This is a genomic window from Rhizobium sp. CB2179, from assembly GCF_057653455.1.
This window is the reverse complement of the sequence record NZ_JBYGKR010000004.1, coordinates 200739-221584: the sequence shown is the minus strand read 5'-3', so window position 1 is coordinate 221584 and position 20846 is coordinate 200739. Positions and strand designations below refer to the sequence as shown.

16 protein-coding genes are annotated in these 20846 nt (G+C 57.3%); 4 read left to right on the top strand and 12 right to left on the bottom strand.

Translation table 11 applies throughout. The features are described 5' to 3' along the window. Nucleotides 1-89: 89 nt before the first annotated feature. Both AC244Q_RS32670 and AC244Q_RS32665 read left to right on the top strand, forming a co-directional pair. The gene (locus tag AC244Q_RS32670) at nt 90-1400 is read left to right on the top strand and encodes a polysaccharide biosynthesis/export family protein (protein WP_012760113.1); all 1311 of its coding nucleotides are present in this window, start codon (nt 90-92) and stop codon (nt 1398-1400) included. A gap of 228 nt (nt 1401-1628) precedes the next feature. Next, nucleotides 1629-3137, top strand: a complete 1509-nt coding sequence (locus AC244Q_RS32665) for an O-antigen translocase (RefSeq protein ID WP_012760114.1) — start codon at nt 1629-1631, stop codon at nt 3135-3137. 424 nt (nt 3138-3561) lie between these two features. Here AC244Q_RS32665 and AC244Q_RS32660 read toward each other — a convergent pair whose 3' ends face one another. Genes AC244Q_RS32660 through AC244Q_RS32635 form a run of 6 tightly spaced genes read right to left on the bottom strand, consistent with a single transcriptional unit; the run spans nt 3562 to nt 9090 of the window. Further along, entirely contained in the window at nt 3562-4773 is a 1212-nt protein-coding gene (locus AC244Q_RS32660; protein ID WP_012760115.1) for a DegT/DnrJ/EryC1/StrS family aminotransferase, read from the bottom strand. Continuing rightward, nucleotides 4770-5744: an NAD-dependent epimerase/dehydratase family protein gene (locus AC244Q_RS32655; protein WP_012760116.1), complete on the bottom strand. Its 975-nt coding sequence runs from the start codon at nt 5742-5744 to the stop codon at nt 4770-4772. The genes AC244Q_RS32660 and AC244Q_RS32655 overlap by 4 nt, the downstream gene beginning before the upstream one ends. Further along, entirely contained in the window at nt 5741-6460 is a 720-nt protein-coding gene (locus AC244Q_RS32650) for an acyltransferase (protein WP_017997142.1), read from the bottom strand. The genes AC244Q_RS32655 and AC244Q_RS32650 overlap by 4 nt, the downstream gene beginning before the upstream one ends. Beyond that, on the bottom strand, nt 6450-7553 hold the full coding sequence (locus AC244Q_RS32645; protein ID WP_012760118.1) for a DegT/DnrJ/EryC1/StrS family aminotransferase: 1104 nt from the start codon (nt 7551-7553) through the stop codon (nt 6450-6452). The genes AC244Q_RS32650 and AC244Q_RS32645 overlap by 11 nt, the downstream gene beginning before the upstream one ends. Next, the gene (locus AC244Q_RS32640; RefSeq protein ID WP_012760119.1) at nt 7550-8587 is read right to left on the bottom strand and encodes a Gfo/Idh/MocA family protein; all 1038 of its coding nucleotides are present in this window, start codon (nt 8585-8587) and stop codon (nt 7550-7552) included. The genes AC244Q_RS32645 and AC244Q_RS32640 overlap by 4 nt, the downstream gene beginning before the upstream one ends. Continuing rightward, complete coding sequence (locus tag AC244Q_RS32635; RefSeq protein WP_012760120.1) at nt 8584-9090, bottom strand: acyltransferase; 507 nt, start codon at nt 9088-9090, stop codon at nt 8584-8586. The genes AC244Q_RS32640 and AC244Q_RS32635 overlap by 4 nt, the downstream gene beginning before the upstream one ends. Nucleotides 9091-9641: 551 nt before the next feature. Here AC244Q_RS32635 and AC244Q_RS32630 point away from each other — a divergent pair. After that, entirely contained in the window at nt 9642-10418 is a 777-nt protein-coding gene (locus AC244Q_RS32630; RefSeq protein ID WP_128405748.1) for a response regulator transcription factor, read from the top strand. Between the two features lie 178 nt (nt 10419-10596). Here AC244Q_RS32630 and AC244Q_RS32625 read toward each other — a convergent pair whose 3' ends face one another. The 4 genes from AC244Q_RS32625 to AC244Q_RS32610 are packed head-to-tail and all read right to left on the bottom strand — an operon-like array spanning nt 10597 to nt 15899. Further along, nucleotides 10597-12438, bottom strand: coding sequence for a glycosyltransferase family protein (locus AC244Q_RS32625; RefSeq protein ID WP_012760122.1), 1842 nt, complete (start codon nt 12436-12438; stop codon nt 10597-10599). A 4-nt stretch (nt 12439-12442) separates the two neighbouring features. Next, nucleotides 12443-13486: a UDP-glucuronic acid decarboxylase family protein gene (locus AC244Q_RS32620; protein ID WP_012760123.1), complete on the bottom strand. Its 1044-nt coding sequence runs from the start codon at nt 13484-13486 to the stop codon at nt 12443-12445. 45 nt (nt 13487-13531) lie between these two features. After that, nucleotides 13532-15025, bottom strand: a complete 1494-nt coding sequence (locus AC244Q_RS32615) for a sugar transferase (RefSeq protein ID WP_041935942.1) — start codon at nt 15023-15025, stop codon at nt 13532-13534. A gap of 7 nt (nt 15026-15032) precedes the next feature. Beyond that, nucleotides 15033-15899 (bottom strand): WecB/TagA/CpsF family glycosyltransferase, encoded by an 867-nt coding sequence (locus AC244Q_RS32610; RefSeq protein WP_128405749.1) that lies wholly within the window; start codon nt 15897-15899, stop codon nt 15033-15035. 158 nt (nt 15900-16057) lie between these two features. Between AC244Q_RS32610 and AC244Q_RS32605 the strand changes: the two genes are divergently transcribed. Next, entirely contained in the window at nt 16058-16657 is a 600-nt protein-coding gene (locus AC244Q_RS32605; protein ID WP_128405750.1) for a hypothetical protein, read from the top strand. A 644-nt stretch (nt 16658-17301) separates the two neighbouring features. Here the strand turns inward: AC244Q_RS32605 and AC244Q_RS32600 are convergent. Both AC244Q_RS32600 and AC244Q_RS32595 read right to left on the bottom strand, forming a co-directional pair. Next, entirely contained in the window at nt 17302-19431 is a 2130-nt protein-coding gene (locus tag AC244Q_RS32600; protein ID WP_012760127.1) for a right-handed parallel beta-helix repeat-containing protein, read from the bottom strand. Next, complete coding sequence (locus tag AC244Q_RS32595) at nt 19428-20753, bottom strand: O-antigen ligase family protein (protein ID WP_012760128.1); 1326 nt, start codon at nt 20751-20753, stop codon at nt 19428-19430. Before AC244Q_RS32595 ends, AC244Q_RS32600 begins: the two co-directional genes overlap by 4 nt. Between the last annotated feature and the right edge of the window lie 93 nt (nt 20754-20846).

Genomic DNA, 20846 nt, shown 5'->3' with positions numbered 1-20846 from the left:
GCTTCGGACCTGGTGCCCGACGCTCGCGTAACGCGTAAGGCGTTGAACCGGTGTCCGTTTAAGGATGCTATTGCAGGCTGGACATGTAAATGAAGCTATCGTATCGCGTTCTCAACGTGTTTTTTCCGGCGACACTTGTCATCAGTACACTGGTCTTTCTTGCCGGAACTGTACCGCCGGCTCTCGCCAATGACGCTGCTTTTGCTCCGCAAACGAAAATCCGTCTGACGATTGTCCAATGGATGCAGTCCAAAGGCCAATATGAAAGATGGGATGCGCTTGGCGGCGAATACACCGTCTCGGATGAAGGCGCTGTCTTTCTGCCCTTTCTTGGATCCGTTTCCGTCGGCAATCTCGATAACACCAGCCTCACAACCGAGATTGCCAAGCGTTTGCAAGAAAAAATCGGATTGGTTCAGCCACCCGCCGTCACCATCGAAATTCTTGAATACCCGCCAATCTATGTCGTCGGAGACGTAACCACGCCTGGGGAGTACAAATTCCGTTCCGGACTTACCGTCCTGCAATCCCTGGCAATGAGCGGTGGCCCATTCCGCGCCACAAGTCAGCAGCAATCGCAGACGATCAAACTCGCAGGCGAATTGCGGGAAATCGACCACTCGCTGCTGCGCAGCACTGCCAAATTAGCACGGCTCCAAGCAGAGATGATCGGGGCAAAGGAGATCTCGTTCGATCAGACGGTCGGCGTCGATCAGCGATACGCTGCGGGAATATACAACGAGGAACGGGTTATTTTTCAGGCTCGTGCAAATGCGCTGGACAGGCAGTCGAAGGCGCTCACGGAATTGCGTGATCTTTTGAACAGTGAAGTCGGCATGCTGGGCGAGAAGGTGCAGGGCTCGGAGGACAATATCAAATCTATCGAGGAGCAGCTGACCAGCGTCAAAACGCTGGTTTCGAAAGGCCTCACACTCTCGTCGCGTCAATTGGATCTGGAACGGTTGCTCACCACCTACCGCTCCGATCGGCTCGACCTTGTCACCGCCATCATGCGGGGCCGTCAGGCGATCAGTGAGACAACGCGAAATCTTGAGGGGCTTTATGACACGCGGCGAAGCGAAGTCGCTTCCGAATTGCAGTCGGAACAGGCAAGCCTCGATCAGTTCAAATTGAAGCGCGAGATGACGCAAAAACTGCTTCTCGATGACCTTGCGGCAGGAGGCTCGACTACCACCGACGAGGCGCTCCCGCTGACGTTTACGGTGAGCCGGCGAAGCGAAGGGCAAATCAGGCAGTTCCAGGCCTCCGAAACAACGGCGCTGATCCCGGGTGATGTTGTGAGGGTCGTTCGAACCCCAATTGCCGATCCGGTGTCTCAGGCCGCGCCCGCCGACCTGTCGCGTGAAACTGAGACACACGCCAGTCAGGCAAGCCAGTGACCCGCGAAAAGCATGTATTACAAACGAGCTCGCAGCGGACGATTGAGCAGCACCAAGGCGTTCCGACTACGTGCGCGACAAGCTGTTATAAACCCGACCAGGTCTTGAATTCGCTCCCTGCCCCAACAGGAATGCCTTTGCCGCATATCTCCGAAGCGGCGTTGGTAAACATGTCGGCGACAGCGCGCCGGAGATCCCGCCCCACAGCATAGCGGCCAAGGATGATTGATGACTTTGCGCATGATCCCAGCCAGTGGGCAGACTTATACCCAGATCCTCAAGTCGACGATGCTGATGGGCGGTTCCTCGCTCGTGAACGTCGCTTTAAGCATCATTCGCAACAAGGCCCTGGCCGTTCTGCTTGGGCCTGAAGGCGTGGGGCTCATGGGCCTCTACCAGTCAATCGTCGATATCGCGCAAACGGCCGCTGGCCTGGGACTGGGCGGCAGCGGGGTGCGACAGGTCGCCGAGGCCGCCGGTACCGGCGACGAAGCGAGGATCGCACAGTCGGCGAAGGCGTTGAGACGCATATCGATAGTACTCGGGGTGGTTGGCGCGCTCCTTCTTGCGGCGCTGGCATTTCCCGTCTCGGGGTTCACCTTCGGCGCCTACCAGCACGCCGGTGGCATCGCACTGCTCTCGCTCGCCGTATTTTTCCGGATAGTGTCGTCCGGGCAGACGGCGTTGATCCAGGGCTTACGTGGCATTGCAAATCTTGCCCGCATCAATGTGCTCACAGGTTTTTTCGGCACGGTTATCACGGTCCCGCTGATTTACCTGTTCGGCGCGCAGGCGATCGCACCCTCCGTCGTAGCGATTGCGGCCGTCACAACACTCTCCACCTGGTGGTACAGCAGACGGATAGGCGCACACTCGCCGCGAATGTCGGCTCGCCAATTTGGCCAAGAGTGGGCACCTCTGCTGAGATTTGGCGCCGTGTTCATGGCGAGCGGACTTCTAACCTTCGGCGCGGCCTATGCCATCCGCATCATCATATTGAAGGATGGGGGCGTGATGGCCGCAGGATTGTATCAGGCAGCCTGGGGGTTGGGCGGTCTCTATGCCGGCTTCATTTTGCAGGCGATGGGAACGGACTTCTATCCGCGCCTGACCACGACTGCGGATAATCATGCCGAATGCAACCGCCTGGTTAACGAACAGATGGAAATCAGCATCCTTCTTGCCGGCCCCGGTCTGCTCGCCACTTTGACCTTGGCGCCGCTCATGATGAGCCTATTCTATTCTTCGGAGTTTCATGGCGCGGTTGATCTCTTGCGCTGGATCTGCCTTGGCATGATGCTCAGGATCATCGCGTGGCCGATGGGTTTCATCATCCTGGCGAAGCGTGCACAATCCATTTTCTTCTGGACGGAGGTGGCGGCCACGCTCGTGCATGTAGGGCTGGCATGGCACTTCGTATCGAAGTTCGGTACGCCAGGAGCCGGCATGGCGTTTTTCGGCCTCTACGTCTGGCATAGCATCCTCATTTACGTGATCGTGCGGCGGCTTACCGGCTTCCGCGGATCCGCAGCCAACCGCAGGCACGTGCTGCTTTTCCTGCCTGCATCGGTGCTGGTATTCTCGGCGTTTTGGGTCTTGCCGTTATGGCCGGCGATAGGGATCGGCACCTTGGCCGTAGCTCTGACTGGGATCTACTCGCTGCGCATGCTGGTCCAGCTTCTTCCGCCCGAAGTGATGCCTGCAGTGATCAGAGGATGGATCGCGAAGTTCGCCTAGAGCCTTTCCGGGTCAGATTGAATCATTCTGCCGGAACAGGTGTTCGTCCGGGAAAAGGCGATTGGCGAAGGGCATACCCCAAGGTACGTCCGAGCCGATCGCCTCTGATCCAGGTGGAGAGATGCCCGGCCCACCGGCCGCACTGCTTCGCCATGCGAAGCAATGCGGCCGGCAATTCTAGAGTCTTGCAGATTTGCTGGGCAAATCTGCGGGGGTTGGCTGAAACGGGCCTGCCTGATCGACCTGCCGGCTTGGCCGTAGAGCTTGGCTTCGACGCGCGCCGGCCGGGGTCGACCATCCGACTCCGTTTGAGCCAACAGAATGCTTCAAATTGACCAGGAAAGGCTCTAACAAAAAATGCGCATCGAAGCGATGCGCATCAGGTCCTGCGGCACAACAAAGATTGCATCACGCAATCAGGAAATCATACAAGAGCGATATCCCTATCGTGCTGTAAGGCGGGTATGTTGGCGACCTCAGCCAATGAGCTTCGAAGTGCTTCGACAACCCTGACAATGTCGAGATCCGTCATCTGAGCATAAAGCGGAAGGACTACCGTTTGCCGCTGCGCTGCCACGCTTCGCTCCAGACTTGTGGCGGCACGATAAGAACTCTGGTCGGAATAGGCACCTTCCAGATGAATGTTCATCACACCGCGCCGGGTCGAGATCCCTTGATCGAGCAGTGTCTGCATGACCTTCCGCTGGTCGACGGCATCAGGCAGTCTCACGCAAAAGCTCTGCCAGTTGCTACGAGCCCAATGCGGCTCGACCGGTGAGAGCCCAGGGATCGTAGACAGGCGCTCACGATATTGCTCGGCGAGCCGCCTGCGCTGCGCAATCAGCCCCGGCAGCCGCCGTAACTGTTCCCTTCCGACGGCAGCCTGAAGGTCGGTCATACGGTAGTTGTAGCCCAGTTCGTCATAGTCTTCGAAGATCACCTGTTTCGAGCCATGGCGAACAGCATCGGTGACGCTCATGCCATGCTGACGCCACAGCCGGAACTTTCGATCATACTCGGGATTGGCGGTGGTCAACATGCCACCATCACCTGTCGTGACGACCTTCCGGGGATGGAAGGAGAAGCAGGCAATGTCGCCATGCGGCTTGCCTATCTTTTCCCAACGCCCGTCCCACAGGATTTCGCTTCCCGTCGCGCATGCAGCATCTTCGATGACCGGGAGCTGATAGCGCTTGCCGATCTCCACGATCGAGCGGAGATCGCAAGGCATGCCAAGCTGATGCACACATAGGATTGCCTTGGTGCGGGGCGTGATGGCTGCTTCGATCAGGCTGGGGTCGATATTGTAACCATCTGCTTCGATGTCGACGAAGACAGGGACCGCATTGCAGTATCGAACAGCGTTCGCGGTGGCGATGAACGAATGGCTGACCGTGATGACTTCATCGCCGGCACCGACATCGACCGCCATCAAGGCGAGATGCAGTGCGGTCGTGCAGTTTGAAACCGCGCAGGAATGTGCGGCGCCGACAAAGGCTGCGAATTCGCCCTCGAAGGCCGCGACTTCCGGTCCCTGCGTTACCCATCCTGACATAATAACGCGGCGCGCTGCTTCGGCCTCCTCTTCTCCGAGGACGGGCTTGGCGACCGGAATCGTTGAGAGAGACGCGCTCATGCAGCTTGCCCTCCTGCCGCAGCGGTCTTCGACTGCCACCAGGCGACAAGGTCGCGAAGCCCTTGTTCCATCGATATTTCCGCTTTGAAGCCAAGGAGTTTCTCGGCCTTGCTGATATCGGCAAGACGACGGGTTACGCCGTTGACCGCGCGGGCTTCTTTGTGCTGCGGTTCGAGTGAGACCCCCATGATGCTGCTCAGCATCTGCGCAAGCTGCAGGAGGCTTATTTCCTCGCCGCTCGCGACATTGAACACCTCATCGGTGACATCGCTCTTCGCAGCCAGCAGGTTTGCCCGGGCGATGTCACGTGCATCGACGAAGTCCATCGTCTGGCTGCCGTCTCCGTAGATGAGGGGTGGCATTCCGGTCGCCAGACGCTCCATCCAGCGGATCAACACTTCGGTATAGGCACCGTAAACGTCCATTCGCGGCCCGTATACGTTGAAATAGCGCAGCGCCACATAGCGCAGGCCGTACATCTCCGCGAAGCTGCGAAGCAGCCCCTCGTTAAAGGTCTTGGCCGCGCCGTAGATCGTCCTGTTATTATATGGATGATGGGCTTCGGTGGTCGGAAAGGTCTCGGCCAAGCCCAGCACAGAGGCTGAAGAGGCAGCGACGACCTTCGACACGCCTGCCTTTACGGCAGCTTCGAGAACATTGAACGTGCCTTCGGCCAGCACATCGAAGGCAAGCCGTGGGTCTTCCGCGCATTGCGTGATGCGAATGGCCGCCTGGTGAAAGACGATGTCCACACCCTCGAAGGTTTTCGCCAGCAAGGCTCTGTCACGGATATCTCCCTCGATAATGTTGACGGACCCGCCACCTATTGCCGTGCTGAGATTGTCCCGGCGTCCGCGCACGAAGTTGTCGAGGATGATAATCTCGCGCGGCTTCTCCAATGCGACGAGATCGGCGATATGCGACCCGATCAGGCCGGCTCCGCCGGTAATGAGTACCCGTTGATCTCTCACGATCTTCCTCCACGCGATATATCGACCACAGCATCGGCTTCCGTGCGCCAGCGTATAAACTTCGCCGGCACGCCCGCCACGACTGAAAACGGTTCGACATCGGAAACAACGACAGCGCCCGCTCCGACGATCGCCCCCTTCCCGATGCTCACGCCGGGAAGAATTGTTGCGTTCGTTCCAATATCGGCCCATGCGCCGATGCGGACCGGCTTGATTTCGAGATCCGTGCGAATGATCGGCACATCCACCGGCAGTGCCGTGTGGGTCGACCCAAGCACTTTGGCGCCAGGACCCCAGCCGACACAGTCCTCGATAACCAGATCGCGTGCATCGAAATAGGCCATCGGGCCGATCCAGACATTGTCGCCGATCACGCAGGTGCCGTCGAAGCGTCCCTGGATATAGGCCTGGGCGCCGATGAACACGCCATTGCCGATTTCGAACGTTTCCGGATGTTTGAAACCGGCGCCGCCCGCGACCTGAAGTCCCGCGCCGCAGTTCCGCGCGATCGCTTGCCAGATGGCTTTGCGCATCAGAGTGTCGACGACCCCGTCACCTGTGGCGAAACGACCATAGAGGTCTATCAGGCCAGCGCGCCCGTATGATTGTCTGAGCTCTTCGACCAACCCAGTTTGGTAGTCAGGATCTGCCGGCCTTTCATGGCGACCATGGACCGCCTGCACCAGTCGAGCCTCGCCTGGGCGGTTAACTGACATAGGCGTACTCCAGCGCGGCGGCCACCTGGTCAACGTGTCGTACAGGCATCTCTGGATAGATCGGCAGCGAGAGGACCTCCCGTGCGGCGGCTTCCGAAACCGGGAAGTCCCCGGCCTGGTAACCAAGGTCGGCATGGGCTTTCTGCAGATGAACAGGGATGGGATAATGCAGCCCGGACGGAATGCCTTCCGCGCTGAGCAGGCGTTGAAGCCCATCGCGATCGTGGCTTCTTATGGCATAGACATGATAGACGTGACGCCGGTCGGCTGCTTCGACAGGGATTGTCAAATCCGTCGATCCGGCAAGCAGCGAAGAGTAGCGGCGCGCATGAGCGCGACGCGCCTCGGTCCAGTCTTCAAGGTGCCGGAGCTTGACACGCAGGATCGCGCCTTGAATGGCGTCCATGCGATAGTTAAAGCCTTTCAGCAGATGGTGATAGCGTTGCTCCTGACCCCAGTCTCGCAGCATGCGCATCGTCTTGGCCTGATCATCGTCATTCGTAACGACCATACCCCCCTCGCCGCAGGCGCCGAGGTTTTTGCCCGGATAGAAGCTGAAGCAGCCGGATAGGCCGATACTGCCGGCACGGTGGCCTTTGTATTGCGCGCCATGGGCCTGGCAGGCGTCTTCGATGACGGGTATCCCGTGGCGCTCGGCAATTGCCTTGATCGCGTCCATATCGGCCATTTGACCGTAGAGATGGACAGGAACAATGGCCTTGGTGCGGGGAGTAATCTTTGCCTCGACCTCCGCCGGATCCATCGTGAGTGTCACGGGCTCAACATCGACGAACACGGGTCGCGCACCCGTATAGCAGATCGCCGACACGGTTGCGACGAACGTGAATGGCACCGTAATGACCTCATCGCCGGGACCAACGCCCGCCGCAAGCAGGGCAAGATGCAAGGCACTCGTTCCGGTGTTGACCGCTATCGCATGCTTGACGTTGCAATAGTCGGCGAATTCCTGCTCGAAATGCGCGACCTCGTCGCCCAATACGTACTGCCCCGAGGCGAGGACGCCGAGCACAGCGGCGTCGATCTCACCCTTGATTGACTGATATTGTGCCTTAATGTCCAGGAACGGGATCATGCGATGCGCCTTGCCTCTTCGAGCTCGATGATGCGACCGCGCTGGGCTAACGACCGGCTTGCAGCTTCCAGAATGCGAACGACGCGCAAGCCGGCATGGCCGTCCGTAATGGGCCGCGAGTTCTGCTCGATGCACTCGACGAACTGATCCAGTTCGCGTTTCAGTGCTTCGGTCATATCGAGCTTGGGCGCCCACATGTCGCCGCTGCGGTAGCCAACCATCATCTGATGCACTTTCTCGCCGTAAGCCTGAGAATTGGGGTTCAGCGTGATGCCCTTGTCGTAGACCTTGATCTTTTCGCTGGGCTCCAGATCGTCGTAGACGACCATCTTGTTGCTGCCACCGATCAGCGTGCGGCGCACCTTGACCGGCGCCAGCCAATTGACGTGGATGTGTGCGATGAGCTTGCTTTCGAAGAAGAGCGTGAGATAGGCGATGTTTTCCGGCTCGCCGAGGACATGGCTCATGCCTGTCGCTGAAACAGCCACCGGCCTTTCCTGCACAACATGGTCCAGGATGGAGAGATCATGCACCGCGAGGTCCCAGATGACGCTGACATCATGCTGGAAGAGCCCCAAATTGACCCGAACCGAGTCATAATAATACATGTCGCCCAAGCCGTTCTCGACCAGTTCGCGCATCTTGCGGACGGCGCCGGTGTGGACGAAGGTATGATCCACTGCCAGCACGAGGCGTCGGCGTGCGGCCTCTTCGACCATCCGCGAAGCTTCCTCCGTCGTCGATGCCATCGGCTTTTCGACGAAGACATGCTTTCCGGCCATCATAGCCTGCATTGCGAGCTTGAAATGGGTGAAGACCGGCGTCGCGATAGCGATGGCATCAACTCTTGGATCACGCAGCACTTCCTCGAAATCATCGGTGATCGTCACGGCGGGGTAGCGGCTTTTGACAGCCGCCAACCGCTCAACATTAAGATCACAGACAGAAACGAGGTGCGCTCCGGCCGCCTCCGAGATGTTGCGCACCAGATTCGGGCCCCAATATCCATACCCAACAACAGCAATGCCGATCATTTCATTCCTCCCGACGCATACATGTCGACTGGTCCGTCATTGACGCGACCGATCACCCTGGCCGGAACGCCAATAACAATGGCGCCATCCGGTACATCTTTTGTTACAACGGCTCCGGCGCCGACCTGCGCAGCCTCTCCGATGGTCACGCCAGGCAGAATGGTGGCGTTGCTGCCAATCGACGCGTGGCGCTTGACCAGGGTCGGGACGACAATCCAGTCGGCCTCCGTCTGGAGGCTGCCATCCGGATTGACGGCGCGCGGGTATGTGTCGTTCGTAAACATGACCCCGTGGCCTATGAACACGCCGTCTTCCAGCGTCACGCCCTCACAGAGGAAGGAATGGCTGGAGATCTTGCAGCTTTTTCCGACCAGGACGTTTTTCTGGATCTCAACGAAGGTGCCGATGCGCGTTCCGGCGCCGATTGTGCAGCCGTATAGATTCACAAGATCCGGATGGTGGATAATGGTGCCGTCATCCAGCTTGACGTTTGATGCAATCATCCCTGCAAAACCCCTACTCTTGAACACGCCCAGACTTTCAGTTGAAACCAACAATCGCTTGATTGCACCCAAGGTTTCACACCGACAGGGCTAATATTTTTCTACATTGCAAAGAGAATTGTTTTCTGCATCTGAGTAAAGAAACAAAACGTTTAAGGTTATTCACCTAAAGGCGTATCTACTTATGATGACTTACGCCCATGTTCATACATCGGCCAACGTTGGTGGCGGACTCACCGACCGCATCCGCAGCCGGTCCTACGCCGGAGACTGCGATTGTTTCCATGCATTTAGTGACCCGTCACAAACTACGGTGTAACGATGAAGTTTATCCTGAAAATTATCTAGTAACGCGTAAGACTACTTCAGATTTACTTTATATTTCCGACTTGTTATGAAAGTTGTGCGCTACTTAGCCTATATTAGCTACTGTAACGTTCCGCGAATTGTGGTATTCGATTCCTACTTTAGAGTTTCCTAAACCCCCGAATTGAGAGGGGTTGGTACTCGGAGCCTTAGTTGAGCGTAACGTGTTAGGGGAGGGTGAAGCTGTGAATTCAGCACTTATACCGAATTTGGACCTCAGGCAGGAGAACGTAGCTCTTCCCCTCAGGATAGATAATCCGAACACAGCTGTCGTGCCGGGAAGACACACGCATTCGCTTGTCATTCTCGATAATCGTGAGCTTGATCGGCAATGCCTGGCGCAATGCATGGCTGCCCAAAAGGCGGATTTGCAGATTCTGGCATTTGGATCAATTGAGGAGTGGAAGCAGAAGCGCGACGAATATCCTCCGCTTTCGGCAATCCTCTTGAACGTCGGCGGCAAAAAGATCGATGAACCGGCCGTTTCGGAGCAAATCCAGAAGCTTTCGTCAGAATTTGTATCAACGCCACTCATCGTATTGGCCGATAGCGACGATTTCGGTCAAATCGTTAGGGCACTTGAGTACGGAGCCAAAGGGTTCATCCCCGCCTCAGTCAGCGTCAGTGTCTGTATGGAGCTGATCGCGCTGTCGGTGGCAGGAGGAATTTTTGTGCCTGCAAGCGCCCTGTTCGCCATGCGTCATTTGCTGGACTCGAGCAATTCGACCGCACGCCCGCTAGCCGGCATATTCACGGATCGTCAGGTCGAAGTCGTGGAGGCGCTCCGACGCGGAAAGGCAAACAAAATTATCGCTTATGAGCTCAACCTGCGAGAAAGCACTGTAAAGGTGCATGTTCGCAATATTATGAAAAAGGTCAAAGCGACGAACAGAACGGAAGTCGTGTTCAAGCTCAACGATCTGTTTCTTTCGGGCGGCTCTGCGACAAACAGCCTGTGCTGATGCGGTCGGCCGATCAGATCTTGGATCGCATCAGGAGCGCATTCTCGCTCTAAACATCCTCGGTGGCTGCACGGCAAATACGCCACCGAGTCCGCGATTGCATCTTCAGCCTCACTTGGAAAGTCTGTCATGTACGACTCTCCAGGTGTCGCTGTTTGCATGTGCAATTTTCCCACGGCTAATTGCCGGTGCCGATAGGAAGCCTGGAAAGCGCTATTCGGATCTTGCGCAACGGGCCTCTCTGCGAATGGGGGACCAGACCCCGCGCAAGATGCCAGAAATATCGGAACTCAGGCAGCGGCGGCACATTCGGCCGCAGGCCATTCAGGCGCAGTCTGACCATCAGGCCATCGACGCCTGAATATAGTCGCAGACGCCAGCCAGCATCACGTTTGAATTGTAGAGATGTTACTTTCTCGCCGGCGCTGCTTCCGCCGACGGGAGCGTGACGAAGAACATTTGCAAGATCTGGCTGCTGACAGCGCTCAAGAATATCGGAAAACCATGCAAGCCACTCGGAATCGCTCCGATCAGGAATCTGATGAATGCTTTTTCGATCCCTGCCATACCGCCCCGAGACGACCCCATCGCCTGAGCGACCGAGTTGCGCGATGACGAGGCGCGCGCGCCTGAATTCGTCGTGGGATAGCGATGGATAGAAATCTTGCAGCCTTCGCGCCCGCTCAAACTGGCCTCTGGAGATTAAAGCGAGAAGGAAGTACGCCCACTCGACCGGATCCGGGTTGAGTGCCCCATATTCGCTCATGGTCACCTTGACCAGGTCCACCAGAAGCTCATAGGCGTGATCGGCGTCGCCCTCCTGCAACGCACAGATGGCAAGGCGGAATTTAGCTTCGGGCAGGTAGGATACATAGTCCAGGCAGCGCGCGTAGCACTGCTTGGCCTCCGCCACCCTGCCCTGCTCGAGAAGCAAGTCGCCCTGCTTCAGCAAAGCGCGATCGCTGGCTTCCCCCACGATATGGACGCTCTCTCGCCTGGAGCTACGCTGAACCTTTGTAAGATCGCCGAAGGGGCCGGACTGAATGATCTTTTCACCGAACTGCAGGCCTTTGTTCAGCATGAACCACTGATATATTTGCGGCCTGTGGCTCAGTGTGTGACACGAATGGATCAAACTGTAACCGGCTTTCGTGATACGCCGTATTTCGTCGGGATGGGCAAAAAGGTAATCTAGTCGCTCGACGACGTTTTGGCCGTCAACAAAGACACAGTTCTCCATATCGACAAAGCCAGCTGCCTCCACTGCTGCTGTGCGTTCGGTCACGAGACAGGCATTTGCCCCGGGAATCTCGAAGTGCTTGCGTACGACCTCGCCGCCCATAGTGCCGCATGTGGGGACGACGAGGCTCGAGTTGAGCGCGCGCGCGTAAGCCTCTCCGGACAGGAGCTGGGAAGCTAGCTTGCTCTCATAGGCGTGTTGCGGCGAGACCAGGCAGGGGTAACGGTCGCGGATCATCGGAAAGACCGTCTGTCGCCAGGGATAAAGGCCATAGGCCTGACCTGTGAGCATCACCGGGATGACCTTTTGCTGGCCATAGTCGTGGTAGACTTCGGGATCGATGAAATTTGGCCAGACGAAGAGATTCTCCTTCACCGCCGGCATATATTCCGGAGTCATCGTTGCGATCGCGAAATACGCCTCGATGCCCCACTGCTCCATATCGGAAAGGAAGCCCGCGCGTCGATCGCACCATGCGTCGGCGTTATGAAGGCCAAGCTTGGGAACGACGATATGGGTATTGGTGTTGGTGATTTTTATGCGACGCGACCCATGCGACCGATAACCGCTTTCAAACAGCGTCAGATCCGGTTCGTACCTGTCGCATATCTCTGCATAATCGCAGTCGCGGTTAATGACGACGACATCGAAATGTGTTGTGAGGCATTTGACCTGCTGCTGCATGTGCAGCAGCAGGTAACCGGCCGCGTTCGCATTGGGCTGATGGTCCCATTGAAAAAAAACGAGCCGCGGCTTTCGATCATTAACGTTGCTATTCATGTCCCTATCGAATGGCTTCAGGAGCAGTGAGTTCGACGTTCGCAGACGCCAGATGCGGATAAGCTTCTTGCGAGGACTTGGCGCTAAGCCTGTTCCTTACGCCGCCGGAAAGCTTCCACTCGAAATAAGCGATCGTTCTCTCAAGCCCCTCACGAAGGTTCACCTTCGGCTGCCAGCCCAGTTGTTGCGTTGCGCGGCTGATATCGGGCTTGCGCTGTGTCGGATCGTCGACCGGCAGAGGATTGAAGACGATACCGGACTTCGATCCGGTCATTTCGATCACCATTTCTGCCAATTCACGGACCTGGAATTCTCCGGGATTGCCGAGATTGATAGGGCCTGTGACTCCAGCGGGCGCACCCATCAGACGGATAAAACCGTCGATCAGGTCGTCTACATAGCAGAACGACCGTGTTTGCGTGCCGTTGCCAAAGATGGTGATCGACTCGTTTCGAAGCGCCTGAACGATGAAATTGGAGACGACGCGGCCATCGTTGGTCTGCATGCGAGGCCCATAGGTATTGAAGATCCGCGCCACCCGGATTTCCACGCCATATTGACGATGATAGTCGAAGAACAGCGTTTCGGCGCACCGCTTGCCTTCGTCATAACACGCCCGCGGGCCTATGGGATTGACGCTTCCGCGATAGTCCTCCGTCTGAGGATGGACTGCCGGATCGCCGTAAACTTCGCTGGTGGAAGCCTGGAAGATCTTCGCCTTGGTGCGCTTGGCCAAGCCCAGCATATTGATGGCCCCATGCACATTGGTCTTCACAGTCTGCACAGGATCGAACTGGTAGTGAACAGGAGATGCCGGGCAGGCGAGGTTGTAGATCTCGTCGACTTCCACATAGAGCGGGAAGGTAATGTCGTGCCGGAGTATCTCAAAGCGAGGATCGTCAAGAAGATGCAGCACATTGTCGCGCGAACCGGTGTAGTAATTGTCCACGCAGAGGACGTCATTGCCCTCGCGCAAAAGCCTTTCGCACAGGAATGATCCCAGAAACCCGGTGCCGCCGGTTACCATAATTCGCTTTTGTCCGTGCATTGGTATGCTCCGTTGTTGATGGTTGCCTCGCGGAAGCGAGGATGGTCAGTAGGCTCCCCCGCGCTTGAACACCGCAGGGATTGTGCTGAGAAGAATTTGGCAGTCGAACCACAGGGACCGGTTGTCGATGTAGAACTCGTCGAGTTGCTGCTGCAGCTCGATATCCGCATTGCTTCGTTCGGATATCTGCCAGAGGCCTGTCAGCCCCGGTGTTACCGAACGCCGCTTGTCACGAAATTCGCTGTCCATCGCTGAGAGGTGATATTCTGGAAACGGACGCGGTCCGACGATGGCCATCTGCCCCGCAATGATGTTTGCCAATTGCGGCAGCTCATCGATGCTCGAAGAGCGCAGCATATGTCCGATCACCGGAAGGACGCGCGGATCGTCCTTGAGCTTGAAGTGGCTCAACCACTCGGCGCGCATGTTGGGGTCGTCTCGGAAGACAGCTTCAAGGCGCTGCTCTGCATCCTGATACATCGTCCTCAATTTCAGGACGTGCACCGGCTTGCCTGACCGCCCCTCCCTGGTGTGCCGGAAGAAGACGGGGCCCGGATCGATGGCATAGATTGCGGCCGCTGCAAACGCGATGAATGGGGCGACGACGATCGATGCAGGGATGGCGATTGCGAGATCGAGGATTCGGCGAACCAGGTCCGAGTTCACCGAACTCCCACTGTTGGTAAGGCGAATACCGATTTCTCCGCCGACATCCGCAGGCCGCAATCCGGTTACCTTGAGGCTCGGCGTGTCGGACAGCAAAATGACTTCGGCGAACTTCCGACGCATAGCCGCCAAATCTGGTGCAAGCACGCCTGTGTCGCCCGCAATCATGGCAATGGATGGCCCGCCATCGGGCAATGCCTCCACACTATCGGGGGAAATGGCCTCCGGCCTGATGCCATACTGCCAGTGGTTCTTGAAATGGGCCACGAGAGCGGGGGTAAGGTTGCCCCCCCCTATGACAACCGCGTGCTCCCCCCAGACTCCAAGTTTCCAGGACAGGCCCCGTGCAAGCCAATGCACAAATGGCTGAACAATCAGCCCGAGAGCGAGGAACCCAATGACGGCAAGCAGCAGTCGTTCCCCCTCCGGGAGGATAATTGCTCCAAACGCCGCCAGGACAGCCACCTTGACGGCAGCTACAGTGCGCCGCCGCAGATGTTCGTGCTCATGTAACCGATATCCAGGGTAGAGGCCGGCCGATGCGTAAAGAATAATCGCGGCGAGTGCTGCGATCGCGAACGTACGCTCCGCCAGCGTGCCCTCCAAACCACTGGGGAAAAAGGACAGGACAACAAAATAGGCAACCAAATAGCTTGCAATGTCGCCGGCGGCCAGCAAGGACGAGGTTGCAAGCCGAGGAAGCCGACGCCGTAGTGCGGCGGGCATATTCAGCCCTGCCCGGTCAAAGGGATCGGCGGTCTTAGCTGCTATGGGCGGCACGGAACCTGCCGCAATCGCCCGCGACGTCATGTCACTTGATGTGGCTGCCTTCGACGGACGCGGTGTCATTGCTGGCGACGCAAATAAGGACATGATGGCTTTACACCTTTGCAGCTGCTTCTTTTGGCGCGCTTGGTCCAAAAACCGTGTCTTCGATCGGAAACTTCCGAAGCCCCAGTCTCTGGAATGCCGTCAGTGAGATGAAGGTCGGCACGACGACCGCATAGCGCCGCCACAGCCGTCGCGGCTCGCACAAAAGGCGGAACGCCCATTCGAAGCCGCTTCTTTGAATGATCCTTGGAGCCTGCCGCTTGAGGCCGGCGTGGAAATCGAATGCGGCTCCGACCCCGATGAGCATCGATGCTTCCAGACGATCGCGCATGCGCGCCATCCAGAGCTCCTGCTTTGGACTGCTCAGGCCGACCCAGATGATATCGGCGCCCGATCGATTGAGCTGGTCAGCAATCTCCGTTTCCTCCCGCGTCGACAGTTTGCGAAAAGGTGGCGCATAGGAGCCGACGATCTGTGCTTGCGGAAATTTCGCGAGAAGTCGCGCCTGCAGCTGTTCGAGCGTTTCGGCCGTTGCGCCATAAAGGAAGTGGCGCAAGCCCTTGGAGCTGCCGGCATCGAAAACGGATAACATGAGATCCGGTCCATAGACCCTGTCGCTTTCGGCATGACCGGCACGTTTCAATGCCCATACCAACGGCATGCCGTCGGGTGTCACGAGGAACGCACGGTTATGTATCGACCGGAGTTCGGGATCATCTTGACATCGGACGACACCGTGCGCGTCGCGAACGCACACATATTCCTTCCTGCCGTCTTCGATCGCTGTTTGAATAAATCCGGTGGCACTTTTGAGATTAACTGCCGAAATGCGAACACCAAGGACATTAATAGATTCCGAATAGCTCGGTCGATTAAGAACCGAATCTTGACTGCTGTCTGCTAGTTGCTTTCTCATGACCTGCGCTTTCGCGATCTAAACTGTCATCAGAATATGCTGTAAGGGCGATTGCCTCCATACTTGCCGTTCCAACTATTGGACGTAGATGAGACTTCATATTTCTACGCCTTACGCGGGGATAAGTTACAATATTTGGAGTAACGCAATGTACCCCTATGGTTTACGACGTGCTCTTTTTGATGAGTGCCGTCGCGAAAGAGCGTTTGACCGTCGCAAAATCGAAGAAGATAGTCGCCGTCGCGCAGACAGGGCCGGGGGTGAGCGCACAAGCCGGGAGAGAGATGTGGGGATCCGACAGGCGAGATGACGGCCTCGGCTGGCGAGCAGTCAGAGCTGGACGACAGAATCCGCTGCAGAAAGATTTGAGTTCCGACAGCTACACCGTCATCAGGGAACTGCTAGCCGCCAATCAGGTGGAATGCTTACGACTGATTGTGACACAGTACCTGAAATCGGAAGGCCGGTATCAGTACGGTGGCAAATTCCAGCTTCAGGCCAGGTATGTCGCACAGGAAGTCGCCAGATTTCTGACATCCGACGTGATCCTCAATCACCTCAAGGAAATCACGCAACCGCTTGACGTCGTTCTCACAGGCGAATGCGATATGATGATCAACACGACATCGTCGTGGCATAATGAGGTTCCCCACCACCTTGCCTGCATTGACGGAACTATCTTCGCGGACGAGTCTTTCAGGGGTATAAGATCGCATTCTACCTGCAGGATCGGGACGAAAACTCGCCAGCGACATTGAAGGTTCGACCAAGATCTCACCTCAGGGGCCTGGTAAGGAGCATGCCGGAGAAGGGGCAGGCGATGCCATCATTTTCGATGTGCGGATCGAACATGCCGGGCAAATGCCGACACTCGTTGACAGAAGCCTACGCAAGTTCTGCGACCGGATCGGGCCGCGACTTCGCATTGACTCGCAAAGGGCTTTCACCGTGGCACGATCAGCCCTTCGACGGATGGCCGGGACTCCTGACCGCGTTGCGGTTTTCATGACCATTGGTCCGTCTGATGTATGGACCCATTCTTATGCCGATGAAGGCTCCAATCGTCATCCGGGAGTTCGGGGAACTCTCAGTGCAAAGGTGCTGACCCAGCTCGCTGCCTACAATATTGCCCCGCCTAAGCCTGCCTCACCCTACCAGATCTCCGGATCCTGATTTTGATGCAGTATACTTATGTCGGCTATCCCCGCGCGTCTGGCGCGGGATCCGAACTGGCAAGGGTTGCAATTTCGCTTTCGAATTGGCTCACCAAGGGCATGTCTTCATCGTTCTTAACTGCTGCAGTCACCAGCAACGCGTGCACGAATGGCGGAGCGGGTTTACAAGTCGCCATAGCCGAAGGCGCTATCGCGGGCAGGAACACCGCTCGTCGCGGCGCCTTTTGTTACTCCGGCGGCGCGACGACGCTTGCGGTGTCCGCCCCAGCCTTCTGGAGATCCCTTAGATTGCCAAATTCTCCCGAACGCATGATGCTCGGATGTATTCGGAAGCTCTTGTCGTTCAAATTGCCGATGTAGCGGTTGCGAGCGAACTGCACGTATCCAGGCCCGTGGCCGGGAGCGTAGACGTATGCTGCAAGCCCGCTACTACTGCCGATCGACACGATATTGCCCTCGATACGGTTGGGGCGTGCCCATGGCGGATGCCACTCCCTGCCGGTACCGTCATCAACGCGAAAAGCCGCGCCCGATCCGTGCGTGATGACGTTTCCCGTCACCAAGTTGCTCCAGCCGCCGTTGATGCCGATCGCCGATATATTGTCCGAGAGCGTATTTCCTTCGATGCGCACACCGCTGGCCTTGCCATCGGTGTAGATCGCCCAACTGATAGGGGTCGGCCATTCATTGATATTTTCATATCCGGGAGGCCAAAACGTCCCATCGGCCCTGTTCATAAGTTGACCTGTCCCGGTAACCAGGTTGTAGCGGATGCTGCTGTTCAGGAGGTCCGCCTGCTCGCCCATCAGCTTGATGGCACCGCCATCTGCCGTCTGCTGATTGGCATTGCGGATCACGTTATGCTCGATGACTGCGTCGTGGACTGCGTCTTGTGCTCCCCACAGTGAGCCGCCGGCGATACCGAACTGCGCAGTATTTTCGACCAGGTTATGGGCGATCCTGATACTGTCGGCCGCCTGGAACCATATCCCCGCGGTTTCAAAGTAGACCCTTCCGATGTCATGAATATGGTTCGACAGGATTCTGGCTCTGTCGGATTTGCCGAAGCTGCCATAGGTTGTGCCAACGTAAATCCCATTGCCAGCCACATCTCCAATCACGTTGCCGGCAATCAAGACATCTTTGCTCTCGGAAACATGGATGCCGACGCCGACATTGTCGATGGAATTGCCGAGCAGCCGGACGCCGTCCGAGTGATCGAGCCGTATGGCCCCAAAGCTTCTGGTGTCGGTACCGAACTTGCCGCTGCCCTGCGGATCCCCATCCCGAAACTGGAGCCCCGAGATAACCATCCCGTCGGCTCCATCCAGCCTGAAGAAGGTCGGCAGGATGCCGGCGACAACTGTAGAACTGGTTGGCGGTCGATCGGTCGGGATATAATCGAGTTGACCGTTGACGCGGTCATACCACCACTCCCCAGGCGCATCGAGCATCGCCGCCGCCCCAGTCAGGAAATAGCGGCTGCCTTCTGCGGTGAAGAAATAGCTGGTGCCTTGGGTATTTATGGCCCGGTTCGCGGCGTCGATTGAAACCACTGGGAGGGTGTCACTGCCCCACTGGCTGCCGGGGTGAAAACCACCTACGATGTGGGCGACTAGCCCTGCCGCATTTTTTGAGATCGGAAGATCGCCGGCATGGAAGCAAAAGCGCGTGTTACCATGCCATATATCGTCGTCCTGCGTGCACTTAGCCGCGAAAAGCCACCCTTTGCGCGGGTCTCCATCGAGTGGAGCGTTGGGAAAGCGAGCCCGCGTCTGGCGCGCGCCGCTGACGAAAAGATCGCCCACATCCCGGCCCGCAGGCAGCTTCAGTGACGCCTTCCAGCGACCATCGGCCTGCGCCGTCCAATTGCGCACAATCGGGCCGCCGTGCAGGACTGGCGCCTCGTTGCATCTCGCCGCGATGATCAGGCCCGCATCGCGAGCATCGAAGACTATCGGTTCAGCGAGATAATAATCCCCATTGCCCATTGCGATCGTATTCTGGCCGCCCTTCTGGCGCGCAGCATCCCGCGCTCTTTCAATACTGGCAAAAGGACCGTCTGTACGCCGAGAATTTGCTTTAGGAAGGTGCCCGCTCCAGGTGTCTTTGCCATCGGGAGAGACATAGAATACTGCCCGGGCCGCGGGTGCTCCGGTCACCATGCTGCTCAGTGAAGTCCCCTTCAGCTTGTCTGAAAAAGTCGCCGGCGAGGCTTCCGCGCAAGTTGCCTCCCTGACCGTCGTCTGCAGCCTCTCAGGCGCATCTGCGTTCGGGCTCACCGAGGCCAGCTTGCTCGGCTGCGGAAAGAGCATCGCAAGCAAAATGCTCAAGATCGGCGCGAAGCGCAGCCTCATGAGATTTGCAGCTCCGCCGTTGGGCTGCGGGCCGATGCTCGCAGTTGCCGGCCGGGAGCCGTCGAAACAACAACAGGCTTGTATAGAGAGAACATGATGATGGCTGTTGTGAACAGAATGAAAATCGCGTCATTCTGGATAAGGAAGATTGTCTCGGTCAGGTTCATCACCAAAACCACAACCGTGAAGACGTTCAGCCAGAGCCAGCCATAACGCGGGTCCCCGCATTGTAGGGCCGCCCCTTGGCGGAGTGCCTGCAAAAGCATCAGAGCGAACAAAGTCATTCCGCTTATTCCGAAGCTCAGCAGCGTATCGCGGAATCCATTATGGGCGTGGGGAGCCATCCATTGGATCTTTGACCAGATAATCCACGCTTCGGGATTCGCTTCTGTCCAAAACGCCTGGTAGCCGAAGCCGAGCAGGAGATGATCGGCGATCTGACCGTCGACAAGTTCCCACAAGGGCACTCGGCCCGTCAACGTGGCATCCTTGCCAAGCGCCTCAAGGAAAGGGACCAGGAATTCATGAAGCAAAAGGAGGATCCCGACGAACATTTGAACAAAAAACAGGATGAAGACGATCCGACCGATGCCACGGATTCGCTGCAACATGGAGTAGAATCCGATCAGGCAATATGCCGATACCGTCGCAATTGTCGCGGTCATCGATCCGGAAAGGAAGAGACAAGCCCCGCCCGCCATCAGCAAGATCAAAGCGGTTCGCCGCAAGCCTCGGTTGCCGTCCATTACGACGGCGGTCGACACCAGTATCATCATGCCGGCGTACCAACCAAGGCTGTTCTTGTGGATGAATATGCCGCGCACCGCGCTGTCCGTGGGCATGCGAGCGAGCCCCGGTGACACCACAAGAAGCAAAAGGCTGAGGACGATACATGTTCCGAAGGTCGCAAATGCAATGAGAAGCAGCTGCCTCGGCGTAAAGCGTATTGCCAATACATAAGCCAAAAGAACCGTGAAGAGCAGGCCGATGGCACGCCTGAAAGTCGTCGACGGGCCAACCGACCAGAAGACGGACAAGAAGGGCATAGCGACCATCAGCGGGACAAACCAATTTCGCTTCAGCGCTGTGATGAAGTGCGGAAAATTTCGTGCCAGCATCAGCAATGTAAACCCGTATACGGGTAGACAAAGCAGACGCAATATCGACCTGGCATGATCGCTAAGGCCTCCGTCGGCATCCGCCAACATTAGCGGGAAAAGCGCGCCTGTCTGAAGAAAAAGGCAGAGGCCGGCGCCCCAGCACTCTATTGTTCGCCAACTGGCAGTCGGCCCATTCGCTATTCTAAGCGTGTACGCTCTCATTACCCGTCCCGACTTGCTTGGACAGATGAGAGGGTATTGATCGCGGCAATGTGGAAAGACATGAAACCCCTTTCATAGCTGCGCCACCACCAG